20 protein-coding genes are annotated in these 18,850 nt (G+C 57.0%); 18 read left to right on the top strand and 2 right to left on the bottom strand.

The genetic code is table 11. The features are described from left to right. The first annotated feature begins 6 nt into the window (after nucleotides 1-6). Entirely contained in the window at nucleotides 7-1,239 is a 1,233-nt protein-coding gene (locus N2M06_RS11345) for a 2-oxo acid dehydrogenase subunit E2 (protein ID WP_346350798.1), read from the top strand. Then, entirely contained in the window at nucleotides 1,239-3,062 is a 1,824-nt protein-coding gene (locus N2M06_RS11340) for a phosphotransferase (RefSeq protein WP_346350797.1), read from the top strand. Before N2M06_RS11345 ends, N2M06_RS11340 begins: the two co-directional genes overlap by 1 nt. Here the strand turns inward: N2M06_RS11340 and N2M06_RS11335 are convergent. Then, nucleotides 3,026-3,613, bottom strand: coding sequence for an ACP phosphodiesterase (locus N2M06_RS11335; protein WP_317075198.1), 588 nt, complete (start codon nucleotides 3,611-3,613; stop codon nucleotides 3,026-3,028). The two genes, N2M06_RS11340 and N2M06_RS11335, sit on opposite strands and share 37 nt — an antisense overlap. Further along, entirely contained in the window at nucleotides 3,610-4,116 is a 507-nt protein-coding gene (locus N2M06_RS11330) for a CBS domain-containing protein (RefSeq protein WP_346350796.1), read from the bottom strand. The genes N2M06_RS11335 and N2M06_RS11330 overlap by 4 nt, the downstream gene beginning before the upstream one ends. A gap of 182 nt (nucleotides 4,117-4,298) precedes the next feature. Here N2M06_RS11330 and queA point away from each other — a divergent pair, with 182 nt between their 5' ends. From queA to pepB, 16 genes are all read left to right on the top strand, one after another. Continuing rightward, nucleotides 4,299-5,360: a tRNA preQ1(34) S-adenosylmethionine ribosyltransferase-isomerase QueA gene (gene queA / locus N2M06_RS11325; RefSeq protein ID WP_346350795.1), complete on the top strand. Its 1,062-nt coding sequence runs from the start codon at nucleotides 4,299-4,301 to the stop codon at nucleotides 5,358-5,360. A gap of 85 nt (nucleotides 5,361-5,445) precedes the next feature. Further along, complete coding sequence (gene tgt / locus N2M06_RS11320; RefSeq protein WP_317075201.1) at nucleotides 5,446-6,597, top strand: tRNA guanosine(34) transglycosylase Tgt; 1,152 nt, start codon at nucleotides 5,446-5,448, stop codon at nucleotides 6,595-6,597. 33 nt (nucleotides 6,598-6,630) lie between these two features. Beyond that, nucleotides 6,631-6,960: a preprotein translocase subunit YajC gene (gene yajC, locus N2M06_RS11315; protein WP_019934299.1), complete on the top strand. Its 330-nt coding sequence runs from the start codon at nucleotides 6,631-6,633 to the stop codon at nucleotides 6,958-6,960. 24 nt (nucleotides 6,961-6,984) lie between these two features. Next, on the top strand, nucleotides 6,985-8,838 hold the full coding sequence (gene secD, locus N2M06_RS11310) for a protein translocase subunit SecD (protein ID WP_346350794.1): 1,854 nt from the start codon (nucleotides 6,985-6,987) through the stop codon (nucleotides 8,836-8,838). Nucleotides 8,839-8,850: 12 nt separating this feature from the next. Next, nucleotides 8,851-9,795: a protein translocase subunit SecF gene (gene secF / locus N2M06_RS11305; RefSeq protein ID WP_346350793.1), complete on the top strand. Its 945-nt coding sequence runs from the start codon at nucleotides 8,851-8,853 to the stop codon at nucleotides 9,793-9,795. A 144-nt stretch (nucleotides 9,796-9,939) separates the two neighbouring features. Beyond that, nucleotides 9,940-10,815 (top strand): lipoprotein NlpI, encoded by an 876-nt coding sequence (nlpI, locus tag N2M06_RS11300; protein ID WP_346350792.1) that lies wholly within the window; start codon nucleotides 9,940-9,942, stop codon nucleotides 10,813-10,815. An 82-nt stretch (nucleotides 10,816-10,897) separates the two neighbouring features. Beyond that, nucleotides 10,898-11,626: a tRNA (cytosine(32)/uridine(32)-2'-O)-methyltransferase TrmJ gene (gene trmJ / locus N2M06_RS11295; protein ID WP_019934294.1), complete on the top strand. Its 729-nt coding sequence runs from the start codon at nucleotides 10,898-10,900 to the stop codon at nucleotides 11,624-11,626. Between the two features lie 83 nt (nucleotides 11,627-11,709). Next, nucleotides 11,710-12,207, top strand: a complete 498-nt coding sequence (gene iscR, locus N2M06_RS11290) for a Fe-S cluster assembly transcriptional regulator IscR (protein ID WP_026344735.1) — start codon at nucleotides 11,710-11,712, stop codon at nucleotides 12,205-12,207. A gap of 52 nt (nucleotides 12,208-12,259) precedes the next feature. Further along, nucleotides 12,260-13,474 (top strand): IscS subfamily cysteine desulfurase, encoded by a 1,215-nt coding sequence (locus N2M06_RS11285; protein ID WP_019934292.1) that lies wholly within the window; start codon nucleotides 12,260-12,262, stop codon nucleotides 13,472-13,474. A 31-nt stretch (nucleotides 13,475-13,505) separates the two neighbouring features. Next, nucleotides 13,506-13,892 (top strand): Fe-S cluster assembly scaffold IscU, encoded by a 387-nt coding sequence (gene iscU, locus N2M06_RS11280; protein ID WP_019934291.1) that lies wholly within the window; start codon nucleotides 13,506-13,508, stop codon nucleotides 13,890-13,892. A gap of 10 nt (nucleotides 13,893-13,902) precedes the next feature. Further along, complete coding sequence (iscA, locus tag N2M06_RS11275) at nucleotides 13,903-14,226, top strand: iron-sulfur cluster assembly protein IscA (protein ID WP_019934290.1); 324 nt, start codon at nucleotides 13,903-13,905, stop codon at nucleotides 14,224-14,226. Nucleotides 14,227-14,236: 10 nt separating this feature from the next. Continuing rightward, the gene (gene hscB, locus N2M06_RS11270; protein ID WP_317075203.1) at nucleotides 14,237-14,755 is read left to right on the top strand and encodes a co-chaperone HscB; all 519 of its coding nucleotides are present in this window, start codon (nucleotides 14,237-14,239) and stop codon (nucleotides 14,753-14,755) included. 5 nt (nucleotides 14,756-14,760) lie between these two features. After that, nucleotides 14,761-16,605, top strand: coding sequence for a Fe-S protein assembly chaperone HscA (gene hscA, locus N2M06_RS11265; RefSeq protein ID WP_346350791.1), 1,845 nt, complete (start codon nucleotides 14,761-14,763; stop codon nucleotides 16,603-16,605). Nucleotides 16,606-16,607: 2 nt separating this feature from the next. Then, on the top strand, nucleotides 16,608-16,946 hold the full coding sequence (gene fdx, locus N2M06_RS11260; protein WP_346350790.1) for an ISC system 2Fe-2S type ferredoxin: 339 nt from the start codon (nucleotides 16,608-16,610) through the stop codon (nucleotides 16,944-16,946). A gap of 26 nt (nucleotides 16,947-16,972) precedes the next feature. After that, nucleotides 16,973-17,173 carry a Fe-S cluster assembly protein IscX gene (gene iscX / locus N2M06_RS11255; protein ID WP_346350789.1) on the top strand — a complete coding sequence of 67 codons (201 nt, stop codon included), beginning with the start codon at nucleotides 16,973-16,975 and terminating at the stop codon, nucleotides 17,171-17,173. Nucleotides 17,174-17,468: 295 nt separating this feature from the next. Continuing rightward, a complete protein-coding gene (gene pepB, locus N2M06_RS11250) occupies nucleotides 17,469-18,773 on the top strand; it encodes an aminopeptidase PepB (protein ID WP_346352179.1) in 1,305 nt (434 codons plus the stop codon). Nucleotides 18,774-18,850 lie beyond the last annotated feature (77 nt).

Below are 18,850 nucleotides of genomic sequence, written 5' to 3'. Positions count from 1 at the left end.
AACGGTATGAAGCAGGACTTTTTTCTGCCGGATATCGGCGAAGGCATAGTGGAGTGCGAGCTGGTGGAGTGGCTGGTGGCCGAAGGCGACCGGGTGGAAGAGGATCAGGCCATCTGTGATGTGATGACCGACAAGGCGCTGGTGCAGATACCGGCGGTGCATGGGGGCATCATCAGCCGGCTGCATGTAAAAAAGGGAGAGATGGCCAAAGTGCATGCGCCGCTGTTTGAAATGGAGCTGGCCGTTGAGGAGAGGGATGCCGGGCCTGAGCACGAGAGTGATATTGACTCAGGCTCCAGCTCGGACTCCAGCTCTGACTCTGGCGTCAGCTCTGACACCGAAAGCCAGCCGGAGCTGCCATCGACATCCGAATCTGCCGGCAGCCGAGCAGTGGCCAGCCCCGCGGTGCGCCGGCTGGCCCGGGAGTACAATATCGACCTTGCCGAGGTGCCGGGCTCCGGCGACAAGGGCCGGGTGTATAAGGAAGATGTGGAAGCCTGGCTGCAGGGCAGTAAGCACCGGCACATGCACAGCGACTCCGGCTGGCGCGAGCCCATTACCGGCGTACGTGCTGCCATGGCCCGGCACATGACTGCAAGCCTCAGTATTCCTCGTTTTACCTTCTGTGATGAGTTTTGCCTGAATGAGCTGCTGGCGCTTAAGCAGCAGCTGGCACCGGAATTTGAGCAGCAAGCAGTGAAACTGACGCTGCTGCCGTTTTTTATCAAGGCGCTGTCGCTGGCGCTGTCGGACTATCCGCTGCTGGGTGCCCGGCTCGATGAAGACGGCAAGAGCCTGGTGTATGAAGACGGCCATCATGTGGGTGTGGCGGTGGATACGCCGGCGGGCCTGCTGGTGCCGGTGCTGCATCACTGTGAAGATAAATCACTGCTGACCATTGCCCGGGAGCTGAGCCGTTTGTCGGACGCGGCGCGCCATGGACGCCTGACTCAGGCCGAGCTTACGGGAGCCACCATCAGTCTGTCCAATATCGGTATTCTGGGCGGCACCGTGTCTACCCCCATCGTTAATCCGCCCCAGCTGGCCATTGCCGCCATGGGCAGGCTGCAGCGCCTGCCCCGCTTTGACGAGCAGGGCAGGGTAGTGGCCACTCATATCATGACGGTATGCTGGTCGGCGGATCACAGGGTCATAGACGGGGCCACCATGGCTCGCTTTAACCGCTGCTGGCAGGAGTATCTTGAACACCCCGGGCGTATGCTGGCACGGCTGCACTGATGGATGCCCTGGGCAACTTTTATATTCCCGAAGAGCAGTCGGTTTATCTGCTCAGTGCCAATGATGCCCAAAAGCTGAAAGACTGGATTGCCCTGTGCGTTGCCGAGCTGGAAAAGCTGGGTTATCGCAATATCAGTCTGGCGGGCAAGGGCGTTTATGGGTTCACCTTTGCCGGCACCGGCGCACAGGATGAGCAGGTGGCGTTCAAGTTCTCCCGCATTGATCTGCCCGAGGCGGTGCGGGAGCGGCTGGCAGACGAGGCCTATATGCTGTCTTGTGTGCAGCACCGGTTAATTCCGGATTATATTGCCTATGCCCTGCGCGGCCGTCAGGGCATTTTGCTGATGAGCCGGGCTGCCGGTGAAGATCTGGATCACTACAGTCTGCGCCGTGGCCGGCTGCCGGCGCGGGAAGTGATCGACATTGCCGCTCAGCTGGCAGAGGTGCTGCTGGTATTACGCAACCACCGCAATCATGGCGAGCCGGCACCCGTGGTGCACGGCGATATCAAACCCTCCAATATTATGTATGACTCAAATACGGGCCGCATCAGTCTGGTGGACTGGGGCTCTTCGGTGTTTGCGCAACTGGACGCCGACGGTAACTGGGCCGGCGCTCAGGGGCTGGCGCTGCTGTCGGGAGATTTGCAGCAGTCCAATGCCCGCATGGGGGATGTGTATTTTATCGGCCCCGAGCAACTGGCGGGCGCGCTGTCCAGTCCTCGTTTTGACGAGCAGGGGGTAGCCGGCACCCTGTATGCGCTGGCCTCGGGGCAGGCCTGTCGTTTTGGCCGCAAGGCCATGCCTGCCACCAGTCTGGGCTTGCCCAAAGAGTTTGCTTTGCTGCTGGATGCCATGCTGTCGGACGACGCTGAACTCAGCCGCCGGGCCGGGGATTACTGGCTGGCGGCCATGCCCCGGTTAAAACGGCTGGTGCTGCCCGAGCTGCCGCTGTTTGACGATGAGCCTCAGCTGCCGGTGTGGCTCAGCAGGGGCGGGCGGGAGATAGAAACCGTGGTGTATTCTTCGCGCAAGTCGTTTCTGCGGGAGCACAGTGAGCAGGAAGATATACAGCAGGTAGCAGATGCCCAGCTGGAGCGCTACTACAAGCAATATCTGGAAGGCATGGGCGAAACCGAAAAAGCCTTTGTGGCCGCGGTCAGCCGGCTGGGGCGTTATCCGGTGATGGGGGGGCTGGCCATTCACTGGCATGAGCGAGGCCTGAATATCGACTCCAGCCTGAATTTATATGACGAGTCGCTGCAGCCGGCCTTTGTGGTGGCGGTCAATAATGTGGTGACCCTGGCGCGGGCCATCAGCAAAACCGGTGTGTTCAAGGCCTGTTTATTTAATGCCCGTAATACCTTGCATCTGAGCCGAAACGGGCCGGAACAGCCTTTTGTGCCGCCGCCAGAGATGCAGATTCCCTACCGGCTGGCAGACAGACCCGATACCGGTGCCGACCGCCAGCCGCATTCTTATTTTGAGGATGGCCGGGATCCGGACGAGCAACTGATGCTGCCCGCCGAGATCATGGCGGTGATTGCCAGGCTGAACCAGCTTCATCACAGTGGCTGCATTATTTTTGAGGTGACCGCCGAGCACCTTAAGCTGCACAGTTATTATCGTCTGCTCGACGCCAGGGCAGAGGCGGAATTTGCCGGCCTGCTGGCGCAGATTGTGCAGCATATTCCTTTGATCACCGATGTGGGCGTGGGGGGCTTTATGAAGCTGCCTTTTAAAAATACCCGTCACTTTACGCATCAGCCGGTGCAGCCCGACTGCTTTTATCCGGCCAACCCTCGCACCTGGCGCAGAACGTAATGCTGTAGTTGGGGATAAAAATCGAGAAAAGCCTGTTCAAAACCGGTGTAGTGCTGCTCCAGCACGGGCCGGCAGCGGGGCAGGGGCGTAGGGCGTTTAAAGCGCTGATCAATCCGGCCAAGGGCGGTAATGATGCCGTCAAACTCCCGGTAATACAGCAGCAGGTTATTTTGTTTCATGCGCGCCACCAGTAATACCATGGAATGGGGCCAGTGCCGGTCGGGCTCAAGCTGAGCATGAGCCTGCTGCACAAAGCCTTCAAGGGGCAGAGAATGAAAACGCTGCCAGTGCCGGGCCAGAAAGTGATCAAACATCATGTCGGTAATAATACCGCCAAAGCGGCGAAACGGCGGCGGCAGGGCGCGCACTTGCCCGGCATGGAGCGGGTGCGCGTCGGTAAAGCTGTCGATGCGCCTGTGCAGCACAATGCCGGTTTGCAGCGGAGCAGGCAGAGAAGCGTCTATTGCGCCCCTGGCATATTCCCCCAGCAGGGCACCGGCCAGGCTGGTATTGCTGAGTTCCGCCAGATGCAGGTGCGCCAGGTAATTCATCCGTTGGGGGAGTCATCCCGGTAGCCGGTGCTGTCGGCTTCTGCCTGCCAGTCGTCGAGATCCGGCTCGTCGTCCTGCTCGTTCAGCTGGTTATCCAGCACTTCCAGCAGATGAATAGCCACGCCGATAAAATCGCTGTCGGTCACTATGCCTACCAGTTTGCCTTTGTTAACTACCGGCAGGCAGCCGTATTTGTGCTTTTGCAGATACAGTGCCGCTTCGCGCACGCCGGCATGGGGGCTGACGGTGGTGACGCCGGTGACCATGATTTCCGACAGCTGATGTTGTTGCAGAAACTCACCGTTAAGGCCCTGCTCCAGGCTGGACTCCTGAGCCGCCAGAATATCCCGCTGGCTGATCAGGCCTATCAGCTTGTCGTTTTCTATCACCGGCAAATGACGAATATGGTGGCGTTGCATCAGGGTGCGGGCTTCGGCCAGGCTGGCGGAAGGAGGCAACCCCAGAACGCGGGATGACATTATCTCGGAAACAATAGCGGGCATAGTGGCTCTCCTCTTTTAGTATCAAGATAGCTCAACAAGATGGGCGAGTAACCTGACCGGGATCACGGCAAAGGCAAAGATTGTCGGTGGTGAGGACGGCCGGCGATTATTTCAACGTCGAATTGCCTTGATCCCATCAGGTGCGCTCACTAGACTAGCGCTCGTCCGACACAGAGGTAGTTATGCAGGTCCACGATTTTTCCTTTGAGCTTCCCGATGAACTGATTGCTCGCCACCCCATGGCCGAGCGCACCGGCAGCCGTTTGCTGCAGCTGGACGGTAACAGCGGGAACCTGACCCATGGCCGTTTTGGCGACATTCTGGACTTGATCCACCTTGGTGATCTGCTGGTGTTCAACAACACCAGAGTGATTCCGGCCCGAATGTTCGGCCGCAAGGCCAGCGGCGGCAAGCTGGAAGTGCTGGTGGAGCGCATGCTGGATGACAAGCGAGTGCTGGCTCATGTGCGTTCGTCCAAGGCCCCCAAACCCGGCACCGGACTGATTCTGGAGCCCGATGTCAACGCCACCATGGTAGCGCGCCACGATGCCTTGTTTGAAATTGAATTTGACGATGAGCGCACTGTGCTGGAGATCCTTGAAGCGGTGGGCCATATGCCGCTGCCGCCCTATATCGACCGGCCTGATACCGACGCCGATAAAGAGCGCTACCAGACCGTTTATAATGAAAAGCCCGGTGCCGTGGCGGCACCCACTGCCGGCCTGCATTTTGATGAGCCGCTGCTGAGTGCCATTCGCGCCAAGGGCGCGGAGCTTGCCTTTATTACCCTGCATGTGGGGGCCGGCACCTTTCAGCCGGTGCGGGTCGACAATGTGCTCGATCATAAAATGCATGCGGAATATATCGAAGTGCCTGCCGAGGTGGTGGCACAGATTGACGCAACCCGAGCCCGGGGCGGCCGTGTGATTGCCGTGGGCACCACCTCGGTGCGCTCGCTGGAAAGCGCCGCTCAGGCCAGCCTGGCCAAAGGCGAGCCGCTGGCACCTTTTTATGGCGACACCGATATTTTTATTTACCCCGGCTATCGCTTTCAGCTGGTGGATGCCATGGTCACCAATTTTCACCTGCCGGAATCGACCCTGATCATGCTGGTCAGCGCCTTTGCCGGCCAGGATCATATCATGGAAGCCTACCGCCAGGCGGTGGCCGAGCGTTACCGTTTCTTCAGTTACGGCGACGCCATGTTTATTACTCGGCAACAGGGAATGGGGAATAGGGATTAGGGAGTTGCCATTCCCCATTCCCTGCTCCCTAGTCCCCAATCCCCAATATCAAGGTCGGACTGTTTCTCCGGCCAGTGAGGTAACAATGAAATTTGAACTGGATACCACAGACGGACGTGCCCGCCGCGGCCGGCTGATTTTTGACCGGGGCGTAGTGGAAACCCCCGCCTTTATGCCGGTGGGCACTTACGGTACCGTCAAGGGCATGACTCCGGAAGAAGTGGCCGCCACCGGTGCTCATATTCTGCTGGGCAATACTTTTCACCTGTGGATTCGCCCCGGGCAGGAAGTGATGAAACTGCACGGCGATCTGCACGATTTTATGAACTGGCAGGGCCCCATTCTTACCGATTCCGGCGGTTTTCAGGTGTTCAGCCTGGGTGATATTCGCAAGATCACCGAAGAAGGCGTACATTTCCGCAACCCGGTCAACGGCGACAAGATCTTCCTGTCGCCGGAAGTGTCCATGGAGATCCAGTATGATCTGGGCTCCGACATTGTCATGATCATGGACGAATGCACTCCGTATCCGGCCACCTGGGAAGAAGCCAAAAAGTCGATGGAAATGTCATTGCGCTGGGCCAAGCGGTCCCGGGATCACTTCGACAAGCAGGGCAACAAGAACGCCCTGTTCGGCATTATTCAGGGCAGTGTTTACGAAGATCTGCGGGATCAGTCTCTGGACGGCTTGCTTGAAATCGGCTTTGACGGCTATGCCGTGGGTGGCCTGGCGGTAGGGGAGCCCAAGCACGAAATGCACAAGGTGCTGGAGCATACCTGCCCGAAAATTCCTGAAGACAAGCCCCGCTACCTGATGGGCGTGGGCAAGCCGGAAGATCTGGTGGAAGGGGTGCGCCGGGGCGTGGACATGTTTGATTGTGTGATGCCTACCCGCAACGCCCGCAATGGCCACCTGTTCACCACCGACGGCGTGGTCAAGATTCGTAACGCCAAACACAAGACAGATACAGGCCCGCTGGATGCAGACTGCGACTGCTACACCTGCAAGAATTACTCCCGTGCTTATCTGTATCATCTGGACAAGTGCAATGAAATTCTGGGCGCGCGTTTAAACACCATTCACAACCTGCGTTACTATCAACGGGTAATGGAAGGTTTACGGAGTGCCATTGAGCAGGGTAAATTAGACGACTTTGTGGCAGAGTTCTATTGTCGGCAGGGCAAGCCCGTGCCGCCTCTGGATCAGAACAACGCCGAACATCGCGAAGAACAGTAACCGTTTTTAACCATTAACGAGGAAACTGCAAGAATGGATTTTATCTCCAGTGCTTACGCCCAGGGTGGCGGTGCCGCCGGTGGCGGTATGGAAATGATCATCATGCTGGTTGTATTTGGCCTGATTTTCTATTTTATGATTTTTCGTCCTCAGTCCAAGCGGGTTAAAGAGCACAAGAACCTGATGTCTTCTCTGAGCAAGGGAGACGAAGTGCTGACCAACGGTGGTCTGGTAGGCAAAATTGCCAAGATCTCCGACGACAACGACTACGTGGTATTGAGCCTGAGCGAGCAAAGTCAGGTGACCATCAAGAAGGACTTCATTACTGCCGTCCTGCCCAAGGGCTCTATTCAGTCCCTCTAATTCTTTCCTGTCGAGGAGCACAGCGTGTTGAATCGATATCCGCTGTGGAAATACTTGATGGTGATCCTGGTGATCACCATCAGTTTTCTTTATGCAGCACCCAACCTGTTTGGTGAAGATCCGGCGCTTCAGGTGTCCGGCAGCCGTGGCACTCAGGTTTCTTCCGAGACACTGGTCCAGGCGCAGCAAAGTCTGACTCAGGCCGGCATTGATGTGAAAAGTGCCGCCCTGGAAAATGATCAGCTACTCATTCGTTTTACCAATACCGATGATCAGCTCAGAGGCAAAGACATAGTGTCCGAGGCGCTGAGTGATGATTATATCACTGCTCTTAACCTTGCCCCGTCCACACCCGCCTGGCTGGAAGCCATTGGGGCCGGCCCGCTGAAACTGGGTCTGGACCTGCGTGGTGGTGTGCACTTTCTGATGGAAGTGGACATGGACGAAGCCCTGAGCCGGGTGCAGGAGCAGACGGTACAGGATTTTCGTACCGAGCTGCGTCAGGAGCGGCTGCGCTATTCCGGCGTGCTGAACCGGGACGGCGGCACCCTGGTACTGTTCCGTGATGCGGACACCCGCGACAAGGCCATCAGCCATCTGCGCCAGCAATATCCGGAGCTGGTGTTTACCACGCGGGATAACGGTGACAATGTGGGCCTGTTTGCGGTGATGAGTGAGCAGCGGCTTAAGGAAGTAAAGGAGTACGCCCTGCAGCAGAACATCACCATTATCCGTAACCGGGTGAATGAGCTGGGCGTGGCCGAGCCGCTGGTACAGCGCCAGGGTGCTGAACGCATTGTGGTGCAGCTGCCCGGCATTCAGGACACGGCCCGCGCCAAGGAAATTCTTGGTGCTACCGCTACCCTGGAATTTCGTCTGGTGGATGAGCGTGCCGATGCCGCTGCGGCGGCGGCGGGCAGAGTGCCGCCCGGTTCCGAACTGTTCAGTGATCGCAATGGCCGCGCTGTGGTACTGCAAAAGCGCGTTATCCTCACCGGTGAGCATATTGTGGATGCCAATTCCGGCATGGATGAGTTCAGTCGTCCGCAGGTAAACATCAGTCTGGATGCCCCCGGTGGCAGCCGCATGGCCGACTTCACCAAAGACAATGTGGGCAAGGCCATGGCCACGGTATTCACCGAATACAAACCCGGTGACGAGCTGACCGCAGAAGGCAAGCCGACCCTGCGCAAAGAGCAGGAAGTGATCAACGTGGCCACCATTCAGTCCCGGCTGGGCCGCAGCTTCCGCATTACCGGCATCGACTCCATGGCCGAAGCTCAGAACCTGGCGCTGCTGCTGCGTGCCGGTGCCCTGATTGCGCCCATTCAGATTGTGGAAGAGCGCACCATAGGCCCGAGTCTGGGCAAGCAGAACGTGGAAAACGGCCTGTTGGCCATGATCTACGGCTTGCTGGCAGTGGTGCTGTTTATGGCTATTTACTACCGCAAGTTTGGTCTGGTGGCCAACGTGGCACTGCTGGCCAACCTGGTGATCATTATCGGCATCATGTCCATGGTACCCGGTGCCACCATGACACTGCCGGGCATTGCCGGCATAGTGTTGACTATAGGTATGTCGGTGGATGCCAACGTGCTGATCTTCGAGCGTATCCGTGAGGAGCTGAGGGACGGGCGCAGTGTGCAGCAGGCTATTCACATAGGCTATGAAAAAGCCTTTGGTACCATTGCCGATGCCAACATCACTACTTTCCTTACGGCGATCATTTTGTTTGCTGTGGGCACCGGCCCCATCAAGGGCTTTGCCGTGACCCTGATGATCGGTATTCTGGCTTCCATGTTTACCGCCATTGTCGGTACCCGGGCCGTTGTTAACCTGATTTGGGGCGGCAAGCGTCTCAAAAAGCTGTCGATATGAGGAGTTTGAGCGATGTTTGAAATCCTCAAGACCAGAGAGCCATTGCCTTTCATGCGCTTTTCAAAGGGCGCGACAGTACTCTCACTGATCCTGATGGCCCTGTGCTTTTTCAGCCTGGCCACCAAGGGCCTGAACTGGGGGCTGGACTTTACCGGCGGCACCGTTGTGGAAGTGGCCTTTGAGCAGGCAGTGGAGCTGGATGAAGTGCGCAATCAGCTGGATGGTGCCGGTCTTGGCGGGGCTACAGTGCAACACTTTGGCACCAGCCGTGACCTGCTGATCCGTATGCCACCTCAAGACGGTGCCAATGTGCAACAGCAGGGTGAGGAAGTCATGGCTGCCATGCAGCAGCTGTCGACGGATGCGCAAATGAAACGGCTGGAGTTTGTAGGGCCGTCTATCGGTAAAGAGCTGGCAGAGCAGGGTGGTCTGGCCATTCTGGTGGCGCTGCTGTGTATCCTGATTTATGTCGGAATTCGCTTTGAGTGGCGTCTGGCGTCCGGTGCCGTGTTGTCACTGGCGCACGATGTGATCATTACACTGGGCGTATTCTCCTGGATGCAGATTGAGGTGGATCTCACCATAGTTGCGGCATTGCTGACGGTGGTAGGTTACTCCCTCAACGACACCATAGTGGTATTTGACCGGGTAAGGGAAAACTTTCGCCGGGTCCGTGACACTACCACGGAGCGGGTATTTGACGAAGCCATCACCGATACCCTGAGCCGGACCTTGATCACCTCGGCCACCACCCTGGTGGTGGTAGTGGCGCTGTTCCTCAAGGGCGGTGCCCTGATCCACGGTTTTGCCACAGCACTGCTGTTGGGTATTGGTTTTGGTACCTACTCTTCTATTTATATTGCCAGTGCCTGGTCCATGCTGCTGGGAGTAACCCGGGAGCATATGCTGCCGCCCGTGGTAGAAAAGGAAGGAGCAGATCAGGAGCCCCTGACTTAAGCCGGATTTAATGAAAAACAAGGAGCCTGCGGGCTCCTTTTTTATTTTTCGGCGCTTTATGCCGATTGATTGCATTTGCAGCATGACAAACGCGCTGTGGCTGCATAACATGGGGAAATAGAAAAAGACAAGTTCGGAGCCTACTTGAAACACAGATTTTTGCCTGCTGCTCTGGCCCTGTTTGGCCTGATGCTAAGTGGTTGCAGTACACCCGGTGTGGTCACACCCACTCTGGTGTTGCCGGTGCCGATGCAGGTTTCCTACCAAAGCGAACTGGGCATTGCCCGTCTGGGACAGATGCTTAATGCCCCGGGATTAACCCCGGAGCAGCGAGCCGAGCTGTTTTTTCAGCGCGGTGTAGTGTTTGACCGGGTTGGTCTGCGTGCTATGGCCCGCCTTGACTTTAACCGGGCATTACGGGAACAGCCTGATTTTGCTGATGCCTATAATCTTAACGGCGTCTATCTGACTCAGAATCAGGAATTTGACGAAGCTTACGAGTCGTTCGACTCGGCACTGGAGCTGGCACCGGATTATGTCTATGCCAACCTGAACCGGGGTATTGCCTTGTATTATGGTGGCCGGCCCGAGCTTGCCGCGCGGGATTTACGGGTGTTTCTGGATGACGAGCCCGCCGATCCTTATCGTTTGCTGTGGTGGCATCTGGCCCGTTACCAGATTGATGCCGAAGATGCGTTGACGACACTGGCTGCACACCGTGATCAATATGGCACTGATGAATGGGCCTGGGACATAGTGGATGTCTATCTGGGCCGGCTGGCTCCCGAGGTGCTGTTAAGCCGTATTTCCGAGCAAAGCCAGGATAATCAGGAGCTGGCGGAAATGCTGTGCGAAGCCTATTTCTATCTGGCCAAGCTGGCTCAGCACAATGCTCAGCCCGAGCAGGCCGAGGTATATCTCAAGCTGGCCCTGGCGACTAACATTTATGATTTTGTCGAACATCGTTATGCGTTGCTGGAACTGGACTTGATTGGTCAGCAGGCAAGACTGAAACGCTGAGCCGGCTCACGATTAAAACCTGATCCACCGGTACGACTGTGTTAAAATCCTGCGCCTTAAGCGCAACGGAAACAAAGTCAATATGCTTGAGCAAGTACGCATCGTGCTGGTAAACACGTCTCATACCGGCAACATCGGCTCCGCCGCCCGGGCCATGAAAACCATGGGGCTGAGCGATCTCTGCCTGGTGGATCCGGTTTCTCCTCCCGATGGTCAGTCGGTGGCACTTGCAGCCGGTGCCAGCGATATTCTGGCCAATGCCCGCATTGTGCCCACGCTTGCCGAGGCAGTGGCCGACTGCGGTCTGGTGATTGGCACCAGTGCCCGTTCCCGTACCTGGTCCTGGCCCATGCTGGATGCTCGTCAGGCGGGGGAAAAAGCCATGACTGAAGCGCCCAATCACAAAGTAGCGCTGGTGTTTGGCCGGGAGCGTACCGGCCTGACCAACGAGGAGCTGCAGCAATGTCATTATCACGTTTCCATTCCTGCCAATCCGGACTACAGCTCCCTTAATCTGGCCATGGCCGTGCAGACGCTCAGTTATGAAGTGCGTATGGCCTGGCTGGCGGGCAGTCATCATGAGCCGGAAGCCACCGATTATCCGCTGGCCGATGACCTGGAGCGCTTTTATGCTCATCTGGAGCAGACTCTGCTGGAGACCGGCTTTATTATTAAGCCCCATCCGGGACAGGTGATGACCAAGCTGCGCCGGTTGTTTAACCGGGCCCGGCCAGAGGATCATGAACTGAATATTTTGCGCGGTATACTGACTTCCGTACAGCGTTTTGGCACTCACAGAAAAGCAGAATAACCCAGTATTTCACTCGGCTATATACTTGACTAAAACACTCAGGTATGACAATCTGAGGCCATGTTCGAAAACGGTTTAACTTCATGAGACTGACATCGAAAGGGCGTTATGCTGTCACCGCCATGCTGGATGTGGCGCTGCATGCCAATAACGGACCGGTATCTCTGGCCGATATTTCCGAGCGACAGGGGATATCTCTGTCTTACCTGGAACAGTTGTTTTCCCGCCTGCGCAAACAAGGGCTGGTGAGCAGTGTCCGTGGTCCGGGAGGCGGTTATTTGCTGGGGCTTGAGCCCGCTGATATCTCTGTCGGGGCCGTGATTGCCGCTGTGGATGAGTCGGTCGATGCGACCAAGTGTCAGGGCAAGGGTGACTGCCACGGTGGTAATCAGTGTCTTACGCATTCATTGTGGTGTGCCCTGAGTGAGCGCATCAGCAACTTTCTGGATGCCATCTCCCTGGCGGAGCTGGTCAGCCAGAATGAGGTCCGGCGTATATCCGGAGAGCAAGACAAACATCTGAGCATGCTGAGCCTGAATGAGAAAGACGGTCAGCAAGTGAGCCTGAAAGTTCAACTTTAAAATGTCGATGACAAGACTGCCTTCAAAGGGCAGCGCTGGAACGGAGAATATGATGAAACTGCCCATTTATCTGGATTATGCGGCCACCTGCCCGGCAGATCCGCGCGTTGCTGAAAAAATGATGCAATACCTGACACCGGACGGCTTCTTTGGTAACCCGGCATCCCGCTCCCACCGCTTTGGCTGGCAGGCGGAAGAGGCGGTAGACATTGCCCGTAATCAGATTGCCGATCTGATCAACGCTGATCCCCGTGAAATTGTGTTCACCTCCGGTGCCACCGAGTCCGACAACCTGGCCATCAAGGGCATTGCCCACTTCTATGGCAAAAAGGGCAAGCACATTATCACCTCAAAAACCGAGCACAAAGCCGTGCTGGACCCTTGCCGTCAGCTGGAGCGGGAAGGATATGAAGTGACTTACCTTGAGCCGCAGTCCAATGGACTGTTTACTCTGGAGCAGATTGAAGGTGCTCTGCGTGATGACACCGTGCTGGTAAGCCTGATGCACGTAAATAACGAAACCGGTGTCATTCAGGACGTGAAAGCCATTGGTGAGCTGTGCCGCAGCCGCAAAATCATGTTCCATGTGGATGCGGCCCAGAGTGTGGGCAAGGTTCCGCTGGACGTACAGAGCATGAACATTGATCTGCTGTCCATGTCGGCACACAAAATTTACGGCCCCAAGGGCATTGGTGCTCTGTATGTATGCCGCAAGCCGCGGGTACGTCTGGAAGCTCAGATGCACGGCGGCGGTCATGAGCGGGGCATGCGCTCCGGCACGCTTCCCACTCACCAGATTGTGGGCATGGGTGAGGCCTTTCGTATTGCCAAAGAAGAAATGCAGGCTGAAAGCGAGCGTATTCTGGCGTTGCGTCAGCGTCTGTACAATGGCCTGAAAGACATTGAAGAAGTACATGTAAACGGCGATCTGGAACAGTCTGTTCCCGGCATTCTCAACATCAGCTTTGCCTATGTGGAAGGCGAGTCACTGATGATGGCGCTGAAAGATCTGGCGGTATCTTCCGGCTCGGCCTGTACCTCTGCCAGCCTGGAGCCGTCTTATGTGCTGCGTGCACTTGGCCTGACTGATGAACTGGCGCACAGCTCCATTCGTTTCAGCATTGGTCGTTTTACCACGGAAGAAGAAATTGATTACGCCATTCGTCTGGTAAATGAGTCCATTGGCCGCCTGCGCGACATGTCTCCGTTGTGGGAAATGTTCAAGGACGGCGTGGACCTGAATAAAGTTGAGTGGGCACACCATTAAGGTGTAAACGGATTGCGAGAGGAGCAGAATCATGGCTTACAGCGAAAAAGTAATTGATCACTATGAAAACCCCCGTAACGTGGGCGGTTTTGACAAAAACGACCCGAGCATTGCTACTGGCATGGTAGGTGCGCCTGCCTGCGGCGATGTAATGAAGCTGCAGCTGAAAATCACCGATGACGGCATTATTGAAGATGCCAAATTCAAGACCTATGGTTGTGGCTCTGCCATTGCCTCCAGCTCACTCATTACCGAATGGGTAAAGGGCAAGAGTCTGGATGAAGCAGCCAGCATCAAAAATACCGATATTGCCGAAGAACTGGCACTGCCGCCGGTGAAGATCCACTGCTCTATTCTGGCAGAGGACGCCATAAAGGCGGCCATCGACGACTACAAAAAGAAAAAGAACCTGGCGTAACGGAGATATTATGGCGATCACCATTACCGACGCGGCCGCCCGGCGGGTGCAGACCTTTCTTACCAACCGAGGCAAGGGCCTTGGCTTGCGCCTGGGGGTGAAAACCTCCGGCTGCTCCGGCCTGGCTTATGTGCTGGAGTTTGTGGATGAGCTGTCCGAAGGCGATCAGGTGTTCGAGCATGGCGAGGTCAAGGTGATCGTCGACAGCAAGAGCCTGGTTTACCTGGATGGCACCGAGCTGGACTTTGTTAAAGAAGGCCTGAACGAAGGCTTTCGCTTCAACAACCCGAACATGACCGGGGAATGCGGCTGCGGCGAGAGTTTTAACGTTTAAGGAAGGCAGCATGAATTATTTTGAGCTGTTTGGCCTGCCGGCCCAGTTCCGGATTGACGGTGAGGTACTGGCACAGGCCTATCGTCAGTTACAGACTCAGTTCCATCCCGATAAATTCGCCTCCCGCCCCGAGCGGGAGCGCCTGCAGGCGGTGCAACAGGCCGCCCGCATCAACGACGCCTTTTCTACCCTCAAAAACCCTCTGAGCAGAGCCGAATATCTGTTATCGCTGCAGGGCATGGATATTCGCGGCGAGCAGCAAACCCTGAAAGATCCCATGTTTCTGATGCAGCAAATGGAATGGCGCGAGCAGCTGGAAGAGATTCCTGCCGCCACCGATGTATTTGCTGCCATCATGGCCTTTGAGCGGGAGCTGAAGCAGGCTTCCGATGAATACTTCCGTGAGCTTGAGCAACAGCTGAGCGCCGCAGACTGGGAGCAGGCCGCCGACACGGTGCGCAAACTTAAATTTATGGCCAAGCTGCATGCTGAGCTTGAGCGGGTAGAAGACGCGCAGCAGGAATTCTGAATCTCATGGCATTATTACAAATATCCGAGCCGGGCCAGAGCGCGGCTCCTCACGAGCATAAATGGGCCATTGGCATCGATCTGGGTACCACCAATTCACTGGTGGCCGTGGTGCGCAGTGGTCTGGCAGAAACCCTGGCTGATGATCAAGGCCGGGAGTTATTGCCCTCTGTGGTGCATTACACCGCAGACGAAAAACGCATTGGTTACAGCGCCAAACAGGAAGCCGAGCTGGATCCGCAAAACACCATTATTTCGGTGAAGCGGCTGCTGGGCAAGGCCCTGGCAGACGTGCCGGTGCACAAGCTGCCCTACGACTTTTGCGATACCGGTGCCGGCATCATCGAGCTTAATACCCCTCAGGGACCGATGAACCCGGTGCAGGTGTCTGCCGATATTCTCAAGGCCCTTGGTGAGCGGGCCGAGCAGGTGCTGGGCAATCCGGTGAATGGTGCTGTGATTACAGTGCCGGCCTATTTTGATGATGCTCAGCGTCAGGGCACCAAGGACGCGGCTCAGCTGGCCGGCCTGAATGTGCTGCGCCTGCTGAACGAACCTACCGCCGCCGCCATTGCCTACGGCCTTGATTCCGGACAGGAAGGCGTCATAGCGGTATTTGATCTGGGTGGCGGTACCTTTGATATCTCCATTCTGCGTCTGCACAAGGGCGTGTTTGAAGTACTGGCCACCGGCGGTGACTCTGCTTTGGGCGGCGATGACTTCGATCATGCGCTGGCCGACTGGATTCAGCAGCAGGCGGGTATTGCCGGACTGACACCGGCACAGCAGCGCAATCTGCTGGATGTGGCCAACGCCGCCAAGGTGGCACTCACCGACAGTGAGACGATTACCGTCAGCTGGCAGGACTGGCAGGGGGAGCTGACCCGTGAGCAGTTCAACAGTCTTATTCAGCCCTGGGTGAACAAGACACTGATGGCCTGTCGCCGGGCGCTGAAAGACGCCGGCGTCAGTCAGGACGAGGTGCAGAATGTGGTGATGGTCGGTGGCTCTACCCGGGTTCCGCTGGTGCGGGAGCGGGTAGGGGACTTCTTTGCCCGTGAACCGCTCACCAGCATCGATCCCGACAAGGTGGTGGCGATTGGTGCCAGCATTCAGGCGGATATTCTGATTGGCAACAAGCCCGACAGCGACATGCTGCTGCTGGACGTGATTCCGCTCTCGCTGGGGCTGGAAACCATGGGGGGCCTGGTGGAGAAGGTGATTCACCGCAACACCACCATTCCCGTGGCCAAGGCTCAGGAATTCACCACCTTCAAGGACGGCCAGACCGCCATGGCCATTCATGTGGTGCAGGGTGAGCGTGAGCTGGTGGCCGACTGCCGCTCGCTGGCTCGCTTTGAGCTTACCGGTATTCCGCCCATGGCCGCCGGTGCCGCCCATATTCGCGTGACCTTTCAGGTGGATGCCGACGGTCTGCTGTCGGTCAGTGCCATGGAAAAATCTTCCGGGGTGCAGGCCAGCATTGAGGTCAAACCTTCATACGGCCTGAAGGAAGAAGATATTTCCAGCATGCTCAAGGCCTCTTTTGAATATGCCCAGGAAGACATTGCCGCCCGTATGCTGGCGGAGCAGAAGGTAGAAGCGGCCCGGGTGGTGGAAAACATCATCAGCGCCCTGCAGGCCGATGGCGATGCGCTGCTCAGCGAGCAGGAGCAGGCCGGGATTATCGCCGCGCTGGAGTCACTGCAGCAGGCGGCCCAGGGCACGGATCCGGAGGCCATCAAGCAGGCCATTGAACAGACCGACAAACAAACGGCCGACTTTGCTGCCCGCCGAATGGATGCGTCCATTCGCAAGGCGCTGGCCGGTCAACGAGTGGACAAGGTGTAACCATGCCGAAAATTGTATTTTTGCCTCATGCCGATCTGTGCCCTGAAGGGGCCGCTCTGGAGGCCAAGACCGGTGAAACCGTACTGGATGTGGCATTGCGCAATGGCATTGACATTGAGCACGCCTGTGAGAAGTCCTGTGCCTGTACCACCTGTCATGTGATAGTGCGCGAGGGTTTTGACTCGCTGGAAGAAAGCACCGAGCTGGAAGACGACATGCTGGACAAGGCCTGGGGGCTGGAGCCGGAGTCGCGCCTGGGGTGTCAGGCAGTTGTGGATGATGAAGATCTGGTGGTGGAAATTCCGCGCTATACCATCAATATGGTGTCGGAAGGCCATTAAGCGTAGCGATTCACCAAGGAGCTGATATGAGCTTGAAATGGACCGACAGTCAGGACATAGCACTGGCCTTGCTGGAAGAGTATCCCGAGGTGGATCCCAAAACGGTGCGCTTTACCGATCTGCATCAGTGGATTTGTGCGCTGGACGAGTTTGACGATGAGCCGGAGCACTCCAACGAGCGCATTCTGGAAGCCATTATCCTCGCCTGGATGGACGAATACGACTGAACTGAAGCTTGAAGCCTGTAGGCCGTGCTTTATGCGCGGCTGACGTCAGGTGCAGATACGAAGCATCAGCGCGGTTGCACTCCGCCGACACGCTGCAAGTACGTCCTTGTAACGCTCGAAAATGCCATCCATGGCATTTAATGGTCGGCTCAGGCAATCCCCACTGCTGCTTCGGGCAACACCGACGTTGTCTGCTTTCAGCTTACCGCTTATAGCTTTCTTTCGAGCCACAGTGATACTGTGGCTTTTTCTGTTTTTCGACCAAACATTATTTAGCAAAGAACAAGGAGTCATGATGTCTGCAACCATGAAGGTCATGCTGACCACAGACGCGGCCCCGGCCTGCTGGGGCGACAAGGCACTGCTCAGTTTTCACAATGACGAAGTCCATATTCACACCGGTGAAAATGAGGTTGCCCGCCGGGTACAACAGGCCGGCCGCAAGCTGGACGGCATGGGCATCAAGCAGCTGGCACTTTGTGGTGAGGGCTGGACTCTCGAAACCAGCTGGGCCTTTGCGCAAGGATTTTACAATGCCAAGGGCGGCCAGCAACTGGAGCTGGCCGAGCTGAGCGCCGATGATGAGATCGAATTCAACGCCCGCCGCACTGCCATTAACTGGGTGCGGGAAATGATCAACGGCACCCCGGAAGATGTTTATCCGGCGTCGCTGGCCACGGAAGCGGGCAAATTTATACAGTCGCTGGCCCCCGAGGCCGTGACCTATCGCATTTACAGCGGCGAGCAGCTCAAGGATCTGGGACACGTAGGTATCTATGAAGTGGGTCGGGGCAGCAGCCGGCCGCCCACTCTGCTTGAGCTGGACTTTAACCCCGGCGGCAACCCGAATGCGCCGGTGGCGGCCTGCTTGGTGGGCAAGGGCATTACCTTTGACTCCGGCGGTTACAGCATCAAATCGTCTGATGGCATGTCGGTGATGAAATCGGACATGGGCGGTGCCGCCACCGTTACCGGTGCCCTGGCGCTGGCCATTGCCCGGGGGCTGGACAGCCGGGTGAAACTGTTTCTGTGCTGTGCCGAAAACCTGGTGTCGGGCCATGCCTTCAAGCTGGGTGATATTCTCACCTACCGCAACGGCCTGACCGTAGAAATTCTCAATACCGATGCCGAAGGCCGGCTGGTACTGGCAGACGGCCTGCTGGCGGCCTCGGCCACCGGTGCGCCCTTTATTCTGGATGCCGCCACCCTCACCGGTGCCGCCAAAATGGCCCTGGGCCGGGACTACAATGCCGTGTTCAGCATGAACGACGAGCTGGCGCTGCAAACCGTGCAGGCGGCCAAAGCGGAAGGCGAAAAAGCCTGGCCGCTGCCGCTGGAGCCGTTTCATCAGGGCCTGCTGACCTCCTCGTTTGCTGATATGGCTAATATTCATGCGGGTGAGGGGCAGGCGGGTGCTTCTACCGCCGCGGCGTTTTTGTCCCGCTTTGTGCCCGATAACGGCCGCAGCTGGGTGCATATGGATTTGTCGGGCTCTTACCAGAAGGTGCCCAACGACCTCTGGGCTGCCGGTGGCAAAGGCCACGGCGTGCGCACCATTGCCGCCATGCTGGCTCAGGTGTGCCAGAAACAAGGCGAATAAAATTCATCGCCGGCGGTGTTAACTCGCCGCCGGTTTTCGTATAATCCGCGCGTTTTTACTATCGAAAACAGAACCTG

Origin of the sequence: Oceanimonas sp. AH20CE76 (assembly GCF_039654065.1) — a bacterium.
Taxonomy (GTDB): Bacteria; Pseudomonadota; Gammaproteobacteria; order Enterobacterales; family Aeromonadaceae; genus Oceanimonas; species Oceanimonas smirnovii.
This window is presented reverse-complemented; position numbering and strand designations above follow the sequence as displayed.

What these genes read in the sequence shown, in the direction of transcription:
- N2M06_RS11345 (WP_346350798.1), top strand. Translation starts at nt 7, where the DNA reads ATGAAGCAGGACTTTTTTCTGCCGGATATCGGCGAAGGCATAGTGGAG.
- N2M06_RS11340 (WP_346350797.1), top strand. Translation starts at nt 1,239, where the DNA reads ATGGATGCCCTGGGCAACTTTTATATTCCCGAAGAGCAGTCGGTTTAT.
- N2M06_RS11335 (WP_317075198.1), bottom strand. Translation starts at nt 3,613, where the DNA reads ATGAATTACCTGGCGCACCTGCATCTGGCGGAACTCAGCAATACCAGC.
- N2M06_RS11330 (WP_346350796.1), bottom strand. Translation starts at nt 4,116, where the DNA reads ATGCCCGCTATTGTTTCCGAGATAATGTCATCCCGCGTTCTGGGGTTG.
- queA (WP_346350795.1), top strand. Translation starts at nt 4,299, where the DNA reads ATGCAGGTCCACGATTTTTCCTTTGAGCTTCCCGATGAACTGATTGCT.
- tgt (WP_317075201.1), top strand. Translation starts at nt 5,446, where the DNA reads ATGAAATTTGAACTGGATACCACAGACGGACGTGCCCGCCGCGGCCGG.
- yajC (WP_019934299.1), top strand. Translation starts at nt 6,631, where the DNA reads ATGGATTTTATCTCCAGTGCTTACGCCCAGGGTGGCGGTGCCGCCGGT.
- secF (WP_346350793.1), top strand. Translation starts at nt 8,851, where the DNA reads ATGTTTGAAATCCTCAAGACCAGAGAGCCATTGCCTTTCATGCGCTTT.
- trmJ (WP_019934294.1), top strand. Translation starts at nt 10,898, where the DNA reads ATGCTTGAGCAAGTACGCATCGTGCTGGTAAACACGTCTCATACCGGC.
- iscR (WP_026344735.1), top strand. Translation starts at nt 11,710, where the DNA reads ATGAGACTGACATCGAAAGGGCGTTATGCTGTCACCGCCATGCTGGAT.
- N2M06_RS11285 (WP_019934292.1), top strand. Translation starts at nt 12,260, where the DNA reads ATGAAACTGCCCATTTATCTGGATTATGCGGCCACCTGCCCGGCAGAT.
- iscU (WP_019934291.1), top strand. Translation starts at nt 13,506, where the DNA reads ATGGCTTACAGCGAAAAAGTAATTGATCACTATGAAAACCCCCGTAAC.
- iscA (WP_019934290.1), top strand. Translation starts at nt 13,903, where the DNA reads ATGGCGATCACCATTACCGACGCGGCCGCCCGGCGGGTGCAGACCTTT.
- hscB (WP_317075203.1), top strand. Translation starts at nt 14,237, where the DNA reads ATGAATTATTTTGAGCTGTTTGGCCTGCCGGCCCAGTTCCGGATTGAC.
- hscA (WP_346350791.1), top strand. Translation starts at nt 14,761, where the DNA reads ATGGCATTATTACAAATATCCGAGCCGGGCCAGAGCGCGGCTCCTCAC.
- fdx (WP_346350790.1), top strand. Translation starts at nt 16,608, where the DNA reads ATGCCGAAAATTGTATTTTTGCCTCATGCCGATCTGTGCCCTGAAGGG.
- iscX (WP_346350789.1), top strand. Translation starts at nt 16,973, where the DNA reads ATGAGCTTGAAATGGACCGACAGTCAGGACATAGCACTGGCCTTGCTG.
- pepB (WP_346352179.1), top strand. Translation starts at nt 17,469, where the DNA reads ATGTCTGCAACCATGAAGGTCATGCTGACCACAGACGCGGCCCCGGCC.